Source organism: Rhodococcus sp. 15-649-2-2, from assembly GCF_002258645.1.
Lineage (GTDB): Bacteria > Actinomycetota > Actinomycetes > Mycobacteriales > Mycobacteriaceae > Rhodococcoides.
Genome location: NZ_NPFM01000037.1, coordinates 104913 through 120366, shown reverse-complemented (window position 1 = coordinate 120366; position 15454 = coordinate 104913). Strand labels below are relative to the sequence as shown.

Here is a 15454-nt window from a genome sequence, read left to right as displayed (position 1 = left end):
GATGAACAGACCAGGCCGAAATGGCTGAGCCGGTGCGAAATTGAAGGTTTACAAATGGCGGGCACGGAATGCTCTTTTGGCGCAAAAGGCTCCCGGGCCGTGGGTTCCGTCGGTGCGTCCGACATGTCCCCATCAGAAGTTGTTGTAGTCACCATGGCTGTACTCCCGCATGAACGAAGCTAGTTCTTTGCCTCGCCCGGCGTGGTTCGCGCTGAAGTGGTCCGCCACCCGTCGCCTGGTCTCGAGGTTCTGCTCCTGGCTGAGCTTGAACATGCCATCCGCCGATTCCACCTCAAAACTGAATGCACCCACAGCCGGACCGATCCTTCGGTAGTGGTCCAGCGAACTGTCCATCTCCCACCCGCTGCCGAATTTCTGCTCGTACGTACTGACTGTCAATTGAACGACCTTGAGCGTCTCCTCGAAATCGGCAACAGGTTGCAGCTTTCCTCGGAGATGTACCGAGACGTAGTTCCAGGTCGGTGCTACAGAATCGCGTTGGTAGACACTTGGGGTGACATACCCATGAGGCCCGGTGAAAATAAGTTGGGCATCCGCACCGTCGACGAGCGAGTCCCAGTGGGGATTGGCCCGGTTCATGTGCCCAAACAGTGTCGATCCTTCTAAGTCCTCGCTCTCTGAAGGGGCGCAGGGAGCACAGATGACTGGCAAATGGGTGGCGTACGGGGCCTTGGGGCCGTTTGAGATCAGAGCCGCAAAAGGGTACTGCGCAACCACGCGGCGCAGCCATGTCCGATCACTTGCCTTGTAGATCCGGGGGACGTACATGGTCATCTCCTGAGAATGGATTGGGCGATTTCACCGGATCTGACTGCAGTGTTGGACAGGAGACCAGCAGAAAGTCCATGGCTGTGTTCGGTACTGGCACCGTGCACATAGATACCGGCGCGCACCGCATCCGACGTCGTCACTCGGTAGTCGCGTCCCACGCTGAGCCGTCCCTGCTCGTCGTGCTTACATTCGCGCATCAGGCCCTGGAGTAGCGGTGCCGGGTCACTTGGCCGGTAGCCGGTGGCGTAGACGATCACGTCTGCTTCGATGGTATGGGTCAGACCGGTGGCCGAGGATGTGACCTCGACCCGTACGCCGTCTGTGTCCTCGTCGACGGATGTGACGCGCGAGGTGTTGATCATCCGTAACCGCTGTTTGCCCAGGACCTTCTCCTGGTAGCTCTTGAGATACAGCGACTGTGAAATATCGAGATCGACCACTGAGTAATTGGTGTTGGCGTGGTATTCGAGGAGCCTCTGCTTCTCGTCGGTCGGAGCGGAGAAGAACCGGTCAACTCCCTCCGGATCGAAAATTCCATTCGCATACGGGCTGTCATCGGCGACGCTGTAGCCGTAGCGGGACAGGACGGTGTGCACATTGGCGCGAGGGAAAGTCCGATGAAGGTAGTCAGCAACTTCGGCGGCACTTTGGCCAGAGCCCACGACGACAAAATTTTGAGGGACGTATGTAACTGCGGCTGCTCTGCCCAGCAGTTGGGAGCTGTGCCAGATCCGCTCAGATCTGTTGACACCATCGGGAAGTCGAGGCGTCAAACCCATTCCGATCACGATGTTCCGCGCCCGCTGAACAACGTCATCTGGGCCGACTACATCGACGTACTCCACCACGCCATTCTCGACTACTGGTCGGATGTCTTTGATCTCGGACCCGTACGAGACGTTTGACTGAAATTGGCTAGCTGCCCACTCCAGGTAGTCATGAAACTCCACCCGCAGTGGGTAGAGAGTTTTGCTGTTGATGAACTCAGCAATTCTCTCTTTCTCTCGGAGGTAGGACACAAACGTATACCGACTCATCGGATTGCGCATGGTGGCAAGGTCTTTGAGAAAAGAGACCTGCATGGTCGCATCCTCCATGAGCATCCCACGGTGCCAGCCGAAACGAGGCTGGAGCTCGTAGAACTTCATGCTGAACTTTGCCGGCACCGGTCCGGGCTGGATGGACTCTTGAAGAGCTATCGCGAGAGCGAGGTTGGAGGGTCCAAAACCGACCCCAACAACGTCCGCGACGGACGAGCCTGACTGTGCTCCCATCGAGCTACGACCTAATTTCGTTGTGGTAGGCATCGGCTGGGATGCCCTCAACCGAATTGGTCGTTCCCGGCCGCATAGTTGGTCCGACATTAGTTGTCTGGCTGCGGTTTTCGGCCTGAGCAATGGCGAGTGACTTGGGGCGCAAATCGGTCCAGTGGGTGTCGACGTACTCCAGACAAGCAGTCCGCTTGGCCTCGCCGAACACTCTTGACCAACCGGCCGGGACGTCGATAAAGACCGGCCAGAGAGAGTGCTGCCCCTCCTCGTTGGTGAGAACGAAATAGCTGCCGTCTTCATCGTCGAACGGATTGCTCATGGTCCTCGCTTACTCGGAGAGTTGCAGTACGCCTGCTGTGCATTTCGGTACCAGTCGAGTCTGCCTAGCAGCGAATACGTTGGTCCCCTTTGTGGCACGAAGGGAGTAGGTAATACCTCAGAAAACTACAACTTTGGATGTAGTTTTAGCGAAGACAAGTCCGGGCAGAAACCTTCGTGCACTGCGACAGCTAGGCTCCGGCTGTGTCAGATGGGTGGTCGTATCGGTGTGAGTCGGTCAAGCACGGCACACAGGTAGGTCGTCCTGGGGGCGCGTCGAGTCCCGCAAGAAATGCATGGTTGTGCTTCGTGGAGGCCAGACCGCAGGTCCAAGGTGTCTATCTGCTTCGATTCGCGGTTGGAATTGCCGGCGTATCAGCGACTGCAGGGCCTGTCGGTGTCGGACAATTAGCGGCCGGCGCGTTGACCTGGTGGGCCGTCGTGATATCGACGTACTTGTTCAATGGTGTGACTGACGTCCTTGAGGATGTGGCAAACGCGTCGCAGCGACCGATTGCGCGGGGGGAACTGGCAGTCCGTACAGCCCGGTGGGTCAGCGTGGCTACGGCGATCACAGCCCTGCTGATGGCTGCAGTTGCGGGGCGCGAGATGTGGTGCTGGACCTTCGCCTTCCTGACGCTTGGGTGGGTGTACTCGGCACCGCCACTGGCTGCCAAGCGTTGGAGTTTGTCTTCTTCTGTAGTGATATTCGGCCTCGGCTGGGCAAGTTATGCTGCCGGAGCGGCCGCCGGCGGCGGAGGATTTGGGCGTACGGAACAAGTCTTCTGCGCATCGATGGCAACATGGATGGCGTTGGTGGGAGCGGTCGTGAAGGACCTATCCGATGCCCACGGGGACGCCATTGGTGGGAGGCGCACTCTGGCAGCGCAACGTGGACTCAGCTCTGCACGGCGGCTGGCCATATTCGGAACGACTGTCGTTGGAGTATGCGCACCGATCGCCTCACTGCTATGGGCACCGCTCGCACTGTTCGGAACATTGCCGTTGACTGCTGGAGCTCTCTGGGTGATGGCGCTATGCGCGCGGGCGAACGACTATGACCTGAAGGCACGGCGCTGCGGGTACCGCGCTTTCATGGCCACCCAGTACGCAGCAAACCTCGCGATGCTCGGCACCCTCCTGGTGCGCGCGGTATGAAATTGCGGGCCGCTAGATGCGGCTGCCGAATAGCCTGTGCAACGCGTCCATACGGGACGACGCCCCAAGTTTCAGATAGGCGTTGGACAGATGCCGCTTGACTGTGAGCTCTGAAATATTCAGAGTGCGAGCGATCTGCCGGTTGGTCATCGCGAACGCCACAGCCTCCAAGACTTCAAGCTCCCGGTTGGTCAAAGATGCGTCTGACGCGGCCTCAAGCACTCGAAGTTGCCTGTCCCTCAAATGGCCTCGGGTCTCCTCGTAGCTGAGCATGCCCGTGTGAAGGCGGCCACCGGCAGCAAGGCGAAAAGCGGCGTTGATGCGTCTCCAGACCCCAGGTCGGTGTGTCAAGGGTGCCTCTTTGGCGGCCAGCTCTATTGCAGGCTCAAGGGATGACCACAGAATCTCCACAGCTCGCACGGACTCCGAAGCCGGTATTGCCTGTAGGGCTCGATGCGAGCCGAGCAACCGGGTGTACTCGTCTGGAATCGCCGACCGAGTAGTCGAAGACGTGGGAAGGCCTAATGCATCTACGCACTCGTTGAGGATTGCCAGTGCTTGGCGGCGGCACTGTGACCACACCCCCGGATTGATCCCGAGGGGACTATTCTCGCGTAGCAAAGTGGTTCTGTACGCCGTCACTACCTCTGGAATCGCGGCCCGTAGCGACGCCGCAGCCATTGCGTAAGGCATATGTTCCCCGAACTCCTGTTCCCTAGCCCAGGATACAAGACCATATGGTCCGTTGCCGTGCAATAGCGAGCCATGGATGCGTTGAGGGTTCGACCTACTGTTTCGTGTAGATGAATGTCAGGCTTCGTGAAGGTCTTGACGTCACCGGGTGGGTAGGCGGAGCAGAGCGGTCACTGCTTCCGGAGCAGAATCTATCGTGTTGGCCAATCGTTGCTGTACTGCTCAGAGACCGTCTCGTGGTCACGATAGAGCTGTTTACGTTTGCGCTTCGAGAGGCGGTCGCCGAAAACGATACCGTTGATGTGATCGGTTTCGTGTTGGAAACAACGCCCGAGCGTGCCGCCTGCGTTGAGTTCGATCTGGTTACCGTACTGGTCCTGTCCTCGACAGATAGAGAACTCTGGCCGTGCGAGGTCGGTGTATGCGCCGGGGAGGGACAAGCATCCTTCACCGAAATCGATGAGGTGTCGATCGTTTCCTTCGGCGAGTTCGACTACCGGATTGCAGACGACACCAGTTCGCCGTGTCCCGGTCTCGTCACTGCAATCGTAGATGAACACCGCAAGGTCGATGCCTACCTGCTGAGCGGCGAGGCCGGCACCGTCCGCAGCAGTATTGGTCGCGAACATATCGGCAAGCAGACTTTGCAGATCAGGACCGAAGTCGGTCACCGGTCGAGCCGATGTGTGCAGGACAGGGTCGCCCCATCGGACGATTGGTCGAGCATTGCCGAGGCGCAGAAGTTCAGAGACAGGCATGACTCGTATGCTCCACCCTGGCTACGTTAGAAGCAACCGATGAGGTTTGTTTTGGGCGCGTATCACGTTTTGTGGCCGTCATCATGGTGCGGAGTGGCTCGACGAGAGCATCCGATCGCGCAGGGCCCATGACAAGTGACCGTCTCTATTCCGATTCTTCGCCGGTGTCGATGGCTCCGTCGATGGGTCCGGTCTGGGGGTCTTCGGCTTGGACGGCGCGAAAGTCGGCGCGCGGCATGATGTCTGGATGAAATTGCCATGGTGCGCGGCGTTCTCGTCGGTGTGGTGGCGGTGAGGCCTTTTCGGTGGGCATGTCTGTTTGTTCCTTTCGCTGATGGTCAGTCCGTGTCGATGTCTTCGAGTTGCACGACGAGCCTTTCCCTGACCCTCTGACCTGGTCGCTCGTAGGGGACGAAGTGCGAGTTGACGACTCGGTAGCGGGTGCCCCGTGGGAGGAGGTGGCTCGTGTCGTCGCCCTTGTCCGATGCTCCGAGGTACAGCCCTCGTGTTGTTTGGATCTCGAATACGGCGTCCGTCGGATGGCTGTGTGCGTCGAGTTCGTGGATCGAGTGGCGGGCGCCGGTGAAGCGGTCGAAAGCTATGACCGAGCCGGGTGAGAGGGTCTCGGGTAGCTCGGATGGATGGATGACGGCGTGGGGCAAGCTCACAACGGTGTAGACCAGGTGTCCACGTCCGGACTCACGCTCGTATCGCTGGATTGCGCGGTCGACTCTCTGGATGTGGCGGCGCTGGTCGTCGTCGAGCCGAACTGCATCACCGTTGACATCGGACAATGCGTCGTTGGTGCGTTTCCAATTTTCTGGATCTCCGATCAGTGTGCTCATCGCACGGTGCTGGGCTCGGGGAACGCTCTGCTCGACAGTCCTTTTGGTGGCTGATCGCGCATTGCGCTGGCGGGCGCTGAGGCTTCGACGGAGTTCGATCGCGGCCGGCAGCGAACGTCTTTTTCGTTCGTTCGTGATCGGCGCGGCGGTGTTGCGGGGGAAGGCGCGTTCGAGGTCGCGGCGCGCGCGTGTCAGACCGGGCAGTCCTTCGATGTCGGTATCGAGGCCGCGGGCATGCTCGCGATTCGCGGCTCGGTCGGCGAAGGATGCGTGCGGGAGCACCACCCCTTGCTTCTTCTCCAGCTCTCCGCTGGATCCTCGATCGGGGTCGAACGCGCCCCCGTCTGGGGTGACGCGGTTACGACTACGGCGCGCGGAGGACATCGGACCTCACCCGGAGGGGGTCTTGCGGTCCCGGATACAGAGTCGGTACTGCGGCCCCGCGGGGGGCGGCGGTACCGACTCGACCTGCAGCGCCGCCGAAGTATTCGACAGCGCTGCAGCAAGTGCACGCTCGGCGGACGCCTCCACCGAGCAGTGCGACAGCTTGGGTCATCGTCCCGGCCGGCCGGGCAGGTCGGTTCCGGTTCCTATCGTCCATGCGACATCGACGACGTCGGACAGGGTCCGGCTCAGGTGGCCACAACTCGTGCATACGCCGGGCAGCTTCTGTGAAATCAGATCGAAGAAGTGCTCGTCGCACGCGAGGTGGGCCATGAGCTGTCCGCCGGCGCAGCAATCTTTCATGGCCACCGCCCACCATGCGCCCCGCGGTCCCGCTCCCCCGTCCCTGGGTTCCAGCGCGCAGACGTCGCAGGCCAGCTCGATATGGGTGATCGCGTCGGTTCGGTCGGTGCTCATCGCACAGCCCCCTCTGGTTGTCGACGGGATGTCATGTCAGCTCGCCATGGCGTCGTGCTCGCCGTGCTCGTTGTGGTGATCACTCCGGTGTTCCTCCGACGCCGGTGCGGCATGGTTCTGCTGCCCACTGTCGTGCCCGTGGGGTTCGCCGCCGGTGGCGGCGGTTTCTGCCGGCGGGGTCTGCGTGGGTTCTTTCTTGCTGGTGGCCGGTTTTGCGACTCCCTTCAGTGATGGCCGGACGTAGCCGCCCTTCTTCAGTTGGGCGGTGGTGAAGCCTGCAGCTTTGGCGGCGTCGTAGGCCACGATGAATTCGGCGGTCGAGTCGACATGTTCGGCCTGCGCTTTGGCGACTGCTTCGGCCTTCTGCCGGCTGTTCTCGGCTGCTTCGACAAGGTTGCGCATTGCGGTGAACTGCGGGCCGAGGATCTCGCGGGTGGTTGCATCGGCCTGGTCGGCGGTCTTGGGCATGAGATTCCTTCTTTCATGTTGTGTGCGAGGGACTTTCATTTCCTCTTGGGGAGGAGATTTGTGTGGCCGATCGTGTGGTCAGTTCGCCGGTTCGGTCTCGCCCGCAGTTGTCACCGCGGTGTTGCCGAGACCGCAGAGTTGCGTGGCCGCGACAGCATCACCGCGGGTGATGGGCAAGGCGTATGTCTGCGCCACACGAAGATATTTCGCCGCAAATGCACATGCGAGGTCGTCGTTGCTCGGATGCCACTGAGAAAGCCCACGTTGGGCTCGATGTTCAACTGCCTGCGCGCTGGCGACGATGATGTTGGTCTGTACGTCGCTGACAAAGCGTTGCTGCTGTTCGGGTGCCCATGCAGCAGCACCCAACGCCCACGCCGCGTCCAGCGGGTAGACGTAATCGCTTGCTGCAGCATCTTTCTCAGATGCTGCATCGAATTCGACGGTGACACCGGTGTATGGATCATTCAACACGCCCTGTGCCACAACGCAATTGTCCGTTCCGGCAGCGAATGTGACGGCCTCGAGCTCCGCTGCCAATGCGATGTTCCTGGTGTCGCATCCGTGATCGCTGCCTGGCGGCCGCACGAGAAGTTCCGCCAAGCGCTGACCGTCGGGCCACCTGGCCGTGCTGTCGATATCGTCGACGACGGGCAGGGCGTCGAGAAGGCTCGCAACGGTGATGACGTCGTGGAAGACCTGGGGTGGTGGTGGCGCAGTGTCGGCCTCGTGGTGATCCGTCGTGATCACCACGGCAGCCGCGGCCGCCACAGCGACCATCACGGCTGCGGCAATGGCTGTCCATGCGGTCTGATGTGTCTTCGCCATGATGGCAATCACCTCTTCGGGAGCTGTCGAGTTCGGGGAGGGAAGAAAAAGCAGGACGCAACTGCGCGCAGGCGGATCAGGATGCGACGAGAGTGAGCGCGGTGCCGAGTGCGAGGTACGGGCCCAGCGCGATATGCGACCGTGCAGGCTCGGATCTGATCGCTCGAAGGACCCGCACGACTATCACTCCGACGAAAGCCGTCAGGATCGAGAACACCAGCGCCGCACCGAGGGATGTCCAGCCGACGTAGCCTAGGACCATCGCGAGCGAGACCACCAGTCGCGCATCGCCGATACCGATTCCGCCGCGCAGAAGCACTGCAAGCGCGAAGAACAATATGCCGGCGGCCAGGCCGGCCAGAAGGGCGCGACCGACCGCGCCCCAGGTGCCGTGAACGACACCGGTGAGCAAGATCATTGCTGCAGTTCCGCTGGCGGCCAGATACGCAAGAGCAGTCGGAATCCGTTGCACGCGTTGGTCGATCCACGCAATCCAGGGCACTACCAGAGCCAAGAACAGCATTGCCGCCGGCGGCGCACTCGTCGGAGTACTGACGAAAGCGGAGATGACGCCCCACACGACACCGGAGACGATGACGGGAATTTTCGTCCCCAGCGCCGCCTCGTCGACGGAGATCTCGACCCGTGCACACACCGCGATGACGGTGGTCCGCAGCGCGGCCGACAGAGCTACCCCGACGATCACTGCTATCGCGACAATCGAGACGCGGCCGACAGTCGCAGCAGTTGATGCCTGAGTGCTGGCCCAGGATGCCGACGACGCCTCGATCAAGGCCCATAGGACGCCTGCCGCCAGAGCGACCACGACACTTCTGACGTAGTCGCTACGCAACATCGGCTTCTCGTTCACCATCGGAGCGAGCGGCGTGCACGGCCATCCGGGCACGGTAGCGGACCTTCTTTTTCACCGCTGAGTCGAGATCGATTCCGAGTACGTCGGCCAGGTGCTCGGTTGACCACCGCCGACGGAGCGAAATTCCTACGATCTCGGCTTGCTCTGCAAGAGTGAGCGGCAGTCTCCATTCGCCGCACAGGCGACGGTAGACGGCCGCCTCGTCCACGCCGCGGATGCCTCGGGGCGAATGTGGACGTGCTCGGGGGTCGTCGATTTCGTCATCGTCCCAAGCAAGAGGCGTCGCCCATCCCTGCTCACGGGCTGCATTCCGGACCTGCTCGTCGGGGCCGGGTGTCATGGAGATCTGGTCGTAGACGTCGTTGATGACGGACCAGAGTTCACTGGGGACAACTTGATCCGATGGCAACGTCGAAAGCTTGGGCACCGACAGCCCGGTCAGTTCGGACAGCGCTTGCACCGAGTAGCCCATCGCGACGAGGGCCCGGATCCGTCGCTGAGCTCCGACACCTAAGGTCATCGCCCGTCCCCGGGTGGGGTGGAAGGTGACGTCGAGAATAGCTTTCGAGATGCTTGCGGTGGTCTCGAAGCATTTGTGGTTGGCGACTGTCTCCACATCACTGAGGCTGAGCTTCGTGAGATCGAGGATCATTTGGTCGGGCATACCGCCGAGCCGCAACGACAGCAGGTGGCGGCGGGCGGGTCCGGAGGGTACCGACGAGGCACTCCCGCGGCGGGATGTTCTGTTAGATCCCGCCGCGGGAGTGGAGCGACGTCGCGCACGCGCAGCGTCACTGCCGTCGCTCGTCGGGCCGAAGGAACCACCCCTCGACGTCGTCGAGCGACTCCATGAACCGGTATTCCGGTCAGGATTCATTGTATTGCTATCGGGCACTGCATCACACAGTGCGGGGGAAAGATTGTTTTGCGTACGCGAAACCACGTCGACGTCAGTCATGGTGCATCCCTTTTCAGTTGATGCGGTTGGTCAGACCGCACATCAGATGTTGGGGACACTACCTCGCGGGAGTGCATCGCGTCCAGACCGTCGGGTCGTTTTTCTTCGGTGATGAGAGTTCCTCGGTCGTACAGTCCGCCTGCCGCGACGCCGGTATAGCTATCTGCCTCGGCTCTTGTGCGGCATGCGACGAAGGCCGCGAGCGGGCAGGTCTCGCACGATTCGAGGAGATGCGCTGCAGCGACGGTTGCTTTCCGGCGCCGTTCGAGACGTGGGATCCGTGACTGCAGCAGCTCTGCGACCGCCGTTTCGCGGGCGGCCCAGTTGCTGTCTCGGACACACTGACCGAGCGGCATCGTGAACGATTCTCTGCTCGCGATCGCGCGTAGTTCTGCGCGGCGACCACTGGTGGCTTTCGTTCTCATCCCCGGTCTCCTCGGTGCAGTCGAGCCTGTCGGGCTGAGTAGGCCGAGCGGCCGGCGCTGATCGCGACGGCACCGAGGGCGACGACGACGGCGAGAGCGATGATCAGTCGTCGACCGTCGAGCCCGGCACCGTCCGATGCTGGGATCTGCACCATCGGGGATGCCTCGCTGGCGATCAGAATGGAGTGCTCGACCAGCCAGGCGATTGCCGTCGACCACCACAGGCCTGCGGATCCGAGAGCCATGGTGGCTGCGAGTGGGGCGATCCAGATCAGCGCCATCTGATCGTCGTCGGAGAGGGCTTTGCTGTTGTTGCCGTGTTGGGACATGTGGTTGTTCCTCTTCTGATCGTGTGTGTCGCAGAGTGATTCAGGTGGCGAGGGCAAGGGGGCGACGAACTTGAACAGTCGCGTCGAGAGGAATGTCGAGCACCCCCTCGTCGTCGCCGTCGCCACGCCAGGTCAGCCCGACCATGTCGTCACCCGACTCGTCTCCGTAGATGTCGGGTTCGTTGTCGACGACGACCCAGATCCCGGCGTCCTCGTCGAGGAGAACTAGGTCGCCGGCAACGAGGTCGACCGGAGCAGTGTCTTCGGATTCGCCGTAGCCCTCCCAGTCGTCGACGTCGGTACCGGCGTCGGGGACCACCTGCAGGTGCGGGCGGTCCTTGTGCATCGGAGAGCCCGGGACGCCGGACACGGCTTTTTCTTTCGGCGTCTGCGCGTCGGGCTTGGGCTGGCGAACGGTGGGGGTGTCGAGATTGAGCATTGCCATCGGCGACGATGCGCGACGAGCTGAATCACTGTCCGCGCGCGTCTTTCGCCTGGCGACGGGATCGAGATTGGGATGGTCCGACGCGCGCGCCCAGGGCGCGCCGGAGACGTGATGGAAACGGATCTCTTCGTCGCCGTCCACGGTGCCGCCGGGATCCGGGTCGAGGATCACCAACCGCTCGTGCCGCACTTCGAGAGGACGCAGGCGGTCCAGCACCGCTGCGTCGTCGGCCCCGGGCTCAGTCTTGCGGGGGTCGGGAGTGAAGTAGGTCTGAATTTCGACCGCTTGGTTGTGGTCGTTGACACTGGTCGCCCGCCCACGACATCCGCGCGGGATACCGACTCCAGTGGTTGCCGATTCCCACATCATCAACGCGCCCTGCGGACTCAGACGGCCCATCGATACGCGCTGGCGAAAGTTGTCTCGCATGTCGCCGCCGAAGTACTCGGCATCGGGTCGCTGCGTTCCCAGCACCATGTGGCACTTCGCTGTGCGGCCTTTTCGTCCGATCGACGCCACTTCCTGGAGGGTCTTCGGCTTGGTGGGATCACCCTTACCTTTGATGCTCGAGTACCAGTTGAGCAGGTTGCCTCGGAAGTCGGCGTACTCGTCGATGAACAGAACGACGGGCTCAAAGTCGGCCTCGGTAGCTTCTCCGTTGACGATCAGCGAGTACCGGGTTTCCATGAGATTCCAGAACCGATAGATGACCGCGACCTGGTGCTCCATGTGGCTGGCGACGATCTGTACATTCGGCCAGTCCTGGAAGCCCAAGAACTCGACCCCTTTTCCGTCGACGACCCATACCGGCCAACCGTGCGCGGTGAGCTGTGTCAGCAGGGTGTGTGCGGTGACGGTCTTTCCGGTTCCGGATGCACCGACGAGCATGAAGTGTGGGTCGATCGCCGGCCGCCACACCATGGGGTTGCCGTCCTCGTCCTCGCCGTACGAAATCGCGACCGAGTCGTAGTCGGAGTGCGCGAGGTCGCCGAGATCGGTCGTGGATTCCGCGTCGCCGAGGCCGGCCGGGTTGTAGAGCTTCTTCGGAAAGGTCGGGCGCACCTCGAAACGCACCCAGTCCGTTTCGAGGTTCCAGCGAGCACGCCACCGACCGGGCAGATTGACGCTCACTACTCGTTGTACTCGGGCCCGATAGCCCTCGGACTCGAGTCGATGTCCGACCTCATGGGTGGCTTCGACAGCTACAAGATCCCCGGTGCTCGGGTCCGTCTCGTGTCTGGTGATCTTTCCGGTCGGCCCTAGCAGCGCGAGAATCGTGCGCGTGGCTTTGACGAGTTCGGGCGAGACATGCGTCTCGGAGACGGACCGTGTGTCCGGGACGAGAACGAGACGGCGTTTGCGTGTGTTGTGCTTCTGGATCCGGTACCGGCCCCAGCTCTGCTGGGAGAGCAATTCGACGACGCGGGGCTCCCACTGTTCGTCGAGAAGGAGCGCGGCCGACTGGTAGCGGACGGTGATTCTGCCCGGACGGCCGGGCCACTGGCCGCTCCACCGAGTCGCCGTCAGGACATCACGGGTCGGCGGTGACGCGGTCAGCCGGCAGAGCTGCTCGATCGCACGATCGGTCTCTTCGGCTCGGATCGTGGCGCGATAGCCGTTGTAGCTGACGGCCGCGCCCGCGCCGACGCCGAGTGCTGCTCCACCCCATGCGATCGCTGTGTCGAGGTTCAGGATCGGGCCCAGTGCTGCCGACACGACTCCACCGGCAACGTAGAGCACACAGTTGCGGATCCACGGATTGTTCTGGGGGTCGAGCGAGGGTGCATCACGTAGCGACCGGTATCCGTCGAGGGGTGCCTGAGTCGGGTTGGGTAGCGCGCACATCATGCATCCCGGGTGATCGTGATCAGGATCCCGTCACCGGAAGTTGGGCGCATCGTTGCGGTCAAGGCCACGCTGCGTCGGCCGACTTCGTTGTTGAGATGGGTCGGGTTGTAGTCGAGGGTGAAACGGCACGCGGCGTGAGGCTGGCAGTGCGCAGCGCGGAGAGCCGCATCGACAAGTCTGATCAATCGTTCGTCTTCGGTGTCGACGAGCAGGTTGCTCGAATTCCACTCGACGACGAGCGACCAGACCTCGTCGGTGGTTGCGAGGGTCACGATCCGGTTGGTGGGATCGTCGAGCCTGAGGGTCTCGATCCGAGCGAAGTTCGGCAGCGCTCCTCGATCGATGACAGGACTCAGGGGGCCGGCCGTAGATCGACTGCTCCTCGAACGTGCCCTCGCTACGTGTAGTCGTGTCGGTGCGCTCATGGGGACTCCCTGTCTCGTCGTGCCTTCTCGAGAACAGGTAGATCCAGGTGCGTCGACTTCTGTGACAGCCGCGGTGAATCTTTTTCCGACAACCTTTCATCTCGCGCTGCAGCGCATGCGTTCATGGCCCCATCAGTGGCGCACCGATCGGTCACCAGTGCTCTATCGGTGAGGGTGCGATTGGGGACGGGCAAGTCGCGTTCCGTGTTGCGTGTGGGTTGTCATCCGATATGGCGAGGCTTACTGGATTGACCTGCGGTCCGCCACATTCGCGGGATGCAACGGCCGATGATTCTTCTCATCGAATGTGGCGGTTCCCTCGCCACAGTTCACCCCGTCAGATCAGCCACAGCCGCCAGTGAGATCGCGGTTGCTAACCCGCTGGCCATTCGATTCGGTACTGATCGGAGACTTGCTCATGGTCGCGGTAGAGCTGCTTGCGTTTGCGTGTCGAGAGCCGGTCGCCGAAGACGATGCCGTTGATGTGGTCGGTCTCGTGTTGAAGGCAGCGGCCGAGGGTGCCACCTGCTGTGATCTCGATCAGATCGCCGTATTGGTCCTGTCCTCTGCAAGTGGAGAACGCGGGTCGTGCCAGGTCTGCGTATGCGCCGGGAAGGGAGAGGCACCCTTCACCGTCGTCGACGAGCCGTCGATCATTGGCTTCGGGAAGGTCGACGACCGGGTTGCAGACGACGCCGGTCTGCCGTGCCCCGATCTCGTCGGAGCAGTCGTACACGAACACTGCGAGGTCGATACCGATCTGCTGGGCGGCGAGACCTGCACCGTCGGCGGCAGCGTTGGTCGCGAACATGTCGCCGAGGAGGTTTTGTAAGTCGGTGCCGAAGTCGGTTACCGGTCGCGCTGGCGCGTGAAGGACAGCGGTTCCCCAGCGAATTATCGGTTGTGCGGTACCGAGGCGTAAGAGTTCGGAGACAGGCATGAAGTTCATGGTCCGCTCTGGGGCGTACACACGGCAAGAAGGGACGTGGCTCGGAGCATTGTCTTCTCAGACCCGTGTCCGTCGTGTGGTCTGTCGTCCCATGTGACGGAGTACGTCGGGCTGAGCGAGATCGGCTCCGGGACAAATCGATCCGTTGCTGGTCACGCCCATTGCGACGTCGGGGTTCAGATGTAGATCGCGATCGGAAGCACAGTGAACGATGGTCCCTCGATCTTCGCTGAAAATTTGAGATCGATGGGCGGCGTGTCTGTGCCTTCATCGAACAGGTTCCGTAGCTGTTGCTGGTGAGGCACCGAACTGCCTACGGAATCAAAGAGCTGGTCGAAAACGGATACCACGAAGTCCGGGTTCAGGCGTTTGAGGATCTTGTTCCTACCGAACACGGGTACGTCTTCTTCGAGCGGCGTGATGACTTTGCCCAGAACAGTGAACCGTCCGTCCAGCAGGCGATCCTGATCATCGGTGATGAAGTGTGCGGCGTCACAGACCGTGACTGCGGTGAGGTCTTCTCCTAGGTCACAGTAAAATTCACGTGTGTTCTCACTGCGAAAATCAGTACGTACCGCGCGGGTGGCCGCGTAGGCAAGGTCTGCCTGCCGTGTGGCCTCCTGCTCGGAAACTTCCCAGTCGTACTTCAGCTGCGCAATATCGAAATTGTCATCATCGACATGTGGGCGCGCGGAACGACGCACGAAGAATTTTGTGGCCGCGGCAACGAGATCGGGGGTGGCGATGTCGAGGAGCGCGTTGATCTCGTTGGCCCTGAATCGTCCGGTGAAGACGACGATCTCGCCGCCCATGAGTCCGTCAGCATCCTCTTTCGCATCTATCTCGATTATTTGTCCGGCAAGTCTCTGCTTGAGAAGCTGCAAGTAATAGGCCAAATCGTAGGAGTACTGGCGTCGTGCGGTAGCCGCTGTTTCAGTTCCTTCGTTGCTGGTCTTACCCAATGCGCCGTCGAGCGATCCCTCGAGTCCGCCAGCGACCGGAAGGGCGGCCTTGGCTGCCAGGTTTGCGCCCCCAGATTTGGTCTGTGTGTTCCCGGAGCTGTCTTTTCGGGTCGACTCGGACTCGCCGGACACGAGTAGGCCCTCGTTGAGGAGCTCCTGCAACAATCCGCCCACGAAGTCCGGATTCTGGTAGATCACGACGTGAGGATTGGAGGCTGCTGAATTGGTTTCGGTCACGGTCACATCC

The 15454-nt window shown here is 61.5% G+C and carries 18 protein-coding genes; 1 reads left to right on the top strand and 17 read right to left on the bottom strand.

Annotation, left to right across the window (positions count from 1 at the left end; all coding sequences use genetic code 11):
* Positions 1-132: 132 nt before the first annotated feature.
* From CH305_RS27500 to CH305_RS27490, 3 genes are read right to left on the bottom strand one after another with little or no spacing between them, the layout of a single operon-like run.
* On the bottom strand, positions 133-795 hold the full coding sequence (locus CH305_RS27500) for an FMN-binding negative transcriptional regulator (RefSeq protein ID WP_202902192.1): 663 nt from the start codon (positions 793-795) through the stop codon (positions 133-135).
* Entirely contained in the window at positions 792-2066 is a 1275-nt protein-coding gene (locus CH305_RS27495; RefSeq protein WP_015586166.1) for a lysine N(6)-hydroxylase/L-ornithine N(5)-oxygenase family protein, read from the bottom strand. The genes CH305_RS27500 and CH305_RS27495 overlap by 4 nt, the downstream gene beginning before the upstream one ends.
* A gap of 4 nt (positions 2067-2070) precedes the next feature.
* Positions 2071-2382, bottom strand: coding sequence for an MbtH family protein (locus tag CH305_RS27490; protein WP_015586165.1), 312 nt, complete (start codon positions 2380-2382; stop codon positions 2071-2073).
* A gap of 203 nt (positions 2383-2585) precedes the next feature.
* On the opposite strand from CH305_RS27490, the gene CH305_RS27485 reads away from it, so the two are divergent.
* A complete protein-coding gene (locus tag CH305_RS27485; RefSeq protein WP_080730065.1) occupies positions 2586-3539 on the top strand; it encodes a UbiA family prenyltransferase in 954 nt (317 codons plus the stop codon).
* A 12-nt stretch (positions 3540-3551) separates the two neighbouring features.
* On the opposite strand, the gene CH305_RS29625 is transcribed toward CH305_RS27485, so the two are convergent.
* From CH305_RS29625 to CH305_RS27415, 14 genes are all read right to left on the bottom strand, one after another.
* The gene (locus tag CH305_RS29625; RefSeq protein ID WP_080730074.1) at positions 3552-3812 is read right to left on the bottom strand and encodes a helix-turn-helix transcriptional regulator; all 261 of its coding nucleotides are present in this window, start codon (positions 3810-3812) and stop codon (positions 3552-3554) included.
* A gap of 611 nt (positions 3813-4423) precedes the next feature.
* On the bottom strand, positions 4424-4990 hold the full coding sequence (gene def, locus CH305_RS27475) for a peptide deformylase (protein ID WP_015586162.1): 567 nt from the start codon (positions 4988-4990) through the stop codon (positions 4424-4426).
* A 145-nt stretch (positions 4991-5135) separates the two neighbouring features.
* Complete coding sequence (locus CH305_RS29235; protein WP_155289036.1) at positions 5136-5303, bottom strand: hypothetical protein; 168 nt, start codon at positions 5301-5303, stop codon at positions 5136-5138.
* Positions 5304-5328: 25 nt separating this feature from the next.
* Positions 5329-6219 (bottom strand): hypothetical protein, encoded by an 891-nt coding sequence (locus CH305_RS27470; RefSeq protein ID WP_015586160.1) that lies wholly within the window; start codon positions 6217-6219, stop codon positions 5329-5331.
* A gap of 168 nt (positions 6220-6387) precedes the next feature.
* Positions 6388-6696 carry a hypothetical protein gene (locus CH305_RS27465; protein WP_015586159.1) on the bottom strand — a complete coding sequence of 103 codons (309 nt, stop codon included), beginning with the start codon at positions 6694-6696 and terminating at the stop codon, positions 6388-6390.
* 36 nt (positions 6697-6732) lie between these two features.
* Positions 6733-7164 carry a hypothetical protein gene (locus tag CH305_RS27460; RefSeq protein ID WP_015586158.1) on the bottom strand — a complete coding sequence of 144 codons (432 nt, stop codon included), beginning with the start codon at positions 7162-7164 and terminating at the stop codon, positions 6733-6735.
* A gap of 78 nt (positions 7165-7242) precedes the next feature.
* Positions 7243-7992, bottom strand: coding sequence for a hypothetical protein (locus CH305_RS27455; RefSeq protein ID WP_015586157.1), 750 nt, complete (start codon positions 7990-7992; stop codon positions 7243-7245).
* Between the two features lie 76 nt (positions 7993-8068).
* Entirely contained in the window at positions 8069-8848 is a 780-nt protein-coding gene (locus CH305_RS27450; protein WP_015586156.1) for a hypothetical protein, read from the bottom strand.
* Entirely contained in the window at positions 8838-9530 is a 693-nt protein-coding gene (locus tag CH305_RS27445) for a hypothetical protein (RefSeq protein ID WP_052047787.1), read from the bottom strand. The genes CH305_RS27450 and CH305_RS27445 overlap by 11 nt, the downstream gene beginning before the upstream one ends.
* A gap of 715 nt (positions 9531-10245) precedes the next feature.
* Positions 10246-10578 carry a hypothetical protein gene (locus CH305_RS27435; RefSeq protein WP_015586153.1) on the bottom strand — a complete coding sequence of 111 codons (333 nt, stop codon included), beginning with the start codon at positions 10576-10578 and terminating at the stop codon, positions 10246-10248.
* Between the two features lie 40 nt (positions 10579-10618).
* Positions 10619-12868 (bottom strand): FtsK/SpoIIIE domain-containing protein, encoded by a 2250-nt coding sequence (locus CH305_RS27430; protein WP_052049378.1) that lies wholly within the window; start codon positions 12866-12868, stop codon positions 10619-10621.
* Positions 12868-13296, bottom strand: a complete 429-nt coding sequence (locus CH305_RS27425) for a hypothetical protein (RefSeq protein WP_015586151.1) — start codon at positions 13294-13296, stop codon at positions 12868-12870. The genes CH305_RS27430 and CH305_RS27425 overlap by 1 nt, the downstream gene beginning before the upstream one ends.
* 373 nt (positions 13297-13669) lie before the next feature.
* Entirely contained in the window at positions 13670-14236 is a 567-nt protein-coding gene (gene def / locus CH305_RS27420) for a peptide deformylase (RefSeq protein WP_094657317.1), read from the bottom strand.
* A gap of 185 nt (positions 14237-14421) precedes the next feature.
* Positions 14422-15444: a hypothetical protein gene (locus CH305_RS27415; RefSeq protein WP_141215465.1), complete on the bottom strand. Its 1023-nt coding sequence runs from the start codon at positions 15442-15444 to the stop codon at positions 14422-14424.
* Between the last annotated feature and the right edge of the window lie 10 nt (positions 15445-15454).

Coding starts and splice junctions, on each gene's coding strand:
- CH305_RS29625 (WP_080730074.1), bottom strand. CDS start 3,812: ATGCTCAGCTACGAGGAGACCCGAGGCCATTTGAGGGACAGGCAACTT.
- CH305_RS29235 (WP_155289036.1), bottom strand. CDS start 5,303: ATGCCCACCGAAAAGGCCTCACCGCCACCACACCGACGAGAACGCCGC.
- CH305_RS27460 (WP_015586158.1), bottom strand. CDS start 7,164: ATGCCCAAGACCGCCGACCAGGCCGATGCAACCACCCGCGAGATCCTC.
- CH305_RS27450 (WP_015586156.1), bottom strand. CDS start 8,848: ATGTTGCGTAGCGACTACGTCAGAAGTGTCGTGGTCGCTCTGGCGGCA.
- def (WP_015586162.1), bottom strand. CDS start 4,990: ATGCCTGTCTCTGAACTTCTGCGCCTCGGCAATGCTCGACCAATCGTC.
- def (WP_094657317.1), bottom strand. CDS start 14,236: ATGCCTGTCTCCGAACTCTTACGCCTCGGTACCGCACAACCGATAATT.
- CH305_RS27430 (WP_052049378.1), bottom strand. CDS start 12,868: ATGTGCGCGCTACCCAACCCGACTCAGGCACCCCTCGACGGATACCGG.
- CH305_RS27455 (WP_015586157.1), bottom strand. CDS start 7,992: ATGGCGAAGACACATCAGACCGCATGGACAGCCATTGCCGCAGCCGTG.
- CH305_RS27435 (WP_015586153.1), bottom strand. CDS start 10,578: ATGTCCCAACACGGCAACAACAGCAAAGCCCTCTCCGACGACGATCAG.
- CH305_RS27495 (WP_015586166.1), bottom strand. CDS start 2,066: ATGGGAGCACAGTCAGGCTCGTCCGTCGCGGACGTTGTTGGGGTCGGT.
- CH305_RS27490 (WP_015586165.1), bottom strand. CDS start 2,382: ATGAGCAATCCGTTCGACGATGAAGACGGCAGCTATTTCGTTCTCACC.
- CH305_RS27465 (WP_015586159.1), bottom strand. CDS start 6,696: ATGAGCACCGACCGAACCGACGCGATCACCCATATCGAGCTGGCCTGC.
- CH305_RS27500 (WP_202902192.1), bottom strand. CDS start 795: ATGACCATGTACGTCCCCCGGATCTACAAGGCAAGTGATCGGACATGG.
- CH305_RS27470 (WP_015586160.1), bottom strand. CDS start 6,219: ATGTCCTCCGCGCGCCGTAGTCGTAACCGCGTCACCCCAGACGGGGGC.
- CH305_RS27425 (WP_015586151.1), bottom strand. CDS start 13,296: ATGAGCGCACCGACACGACTACACGTAGCGAGGGCACGTTCGAGGAGC.
- CH305_RS27445 (WP_052047787.1), bottom strand. CDS start 9,530: ATGCCCGACCAAATGATCCTCGATCTCACGAAGCTCAGCCTCAGTGAT.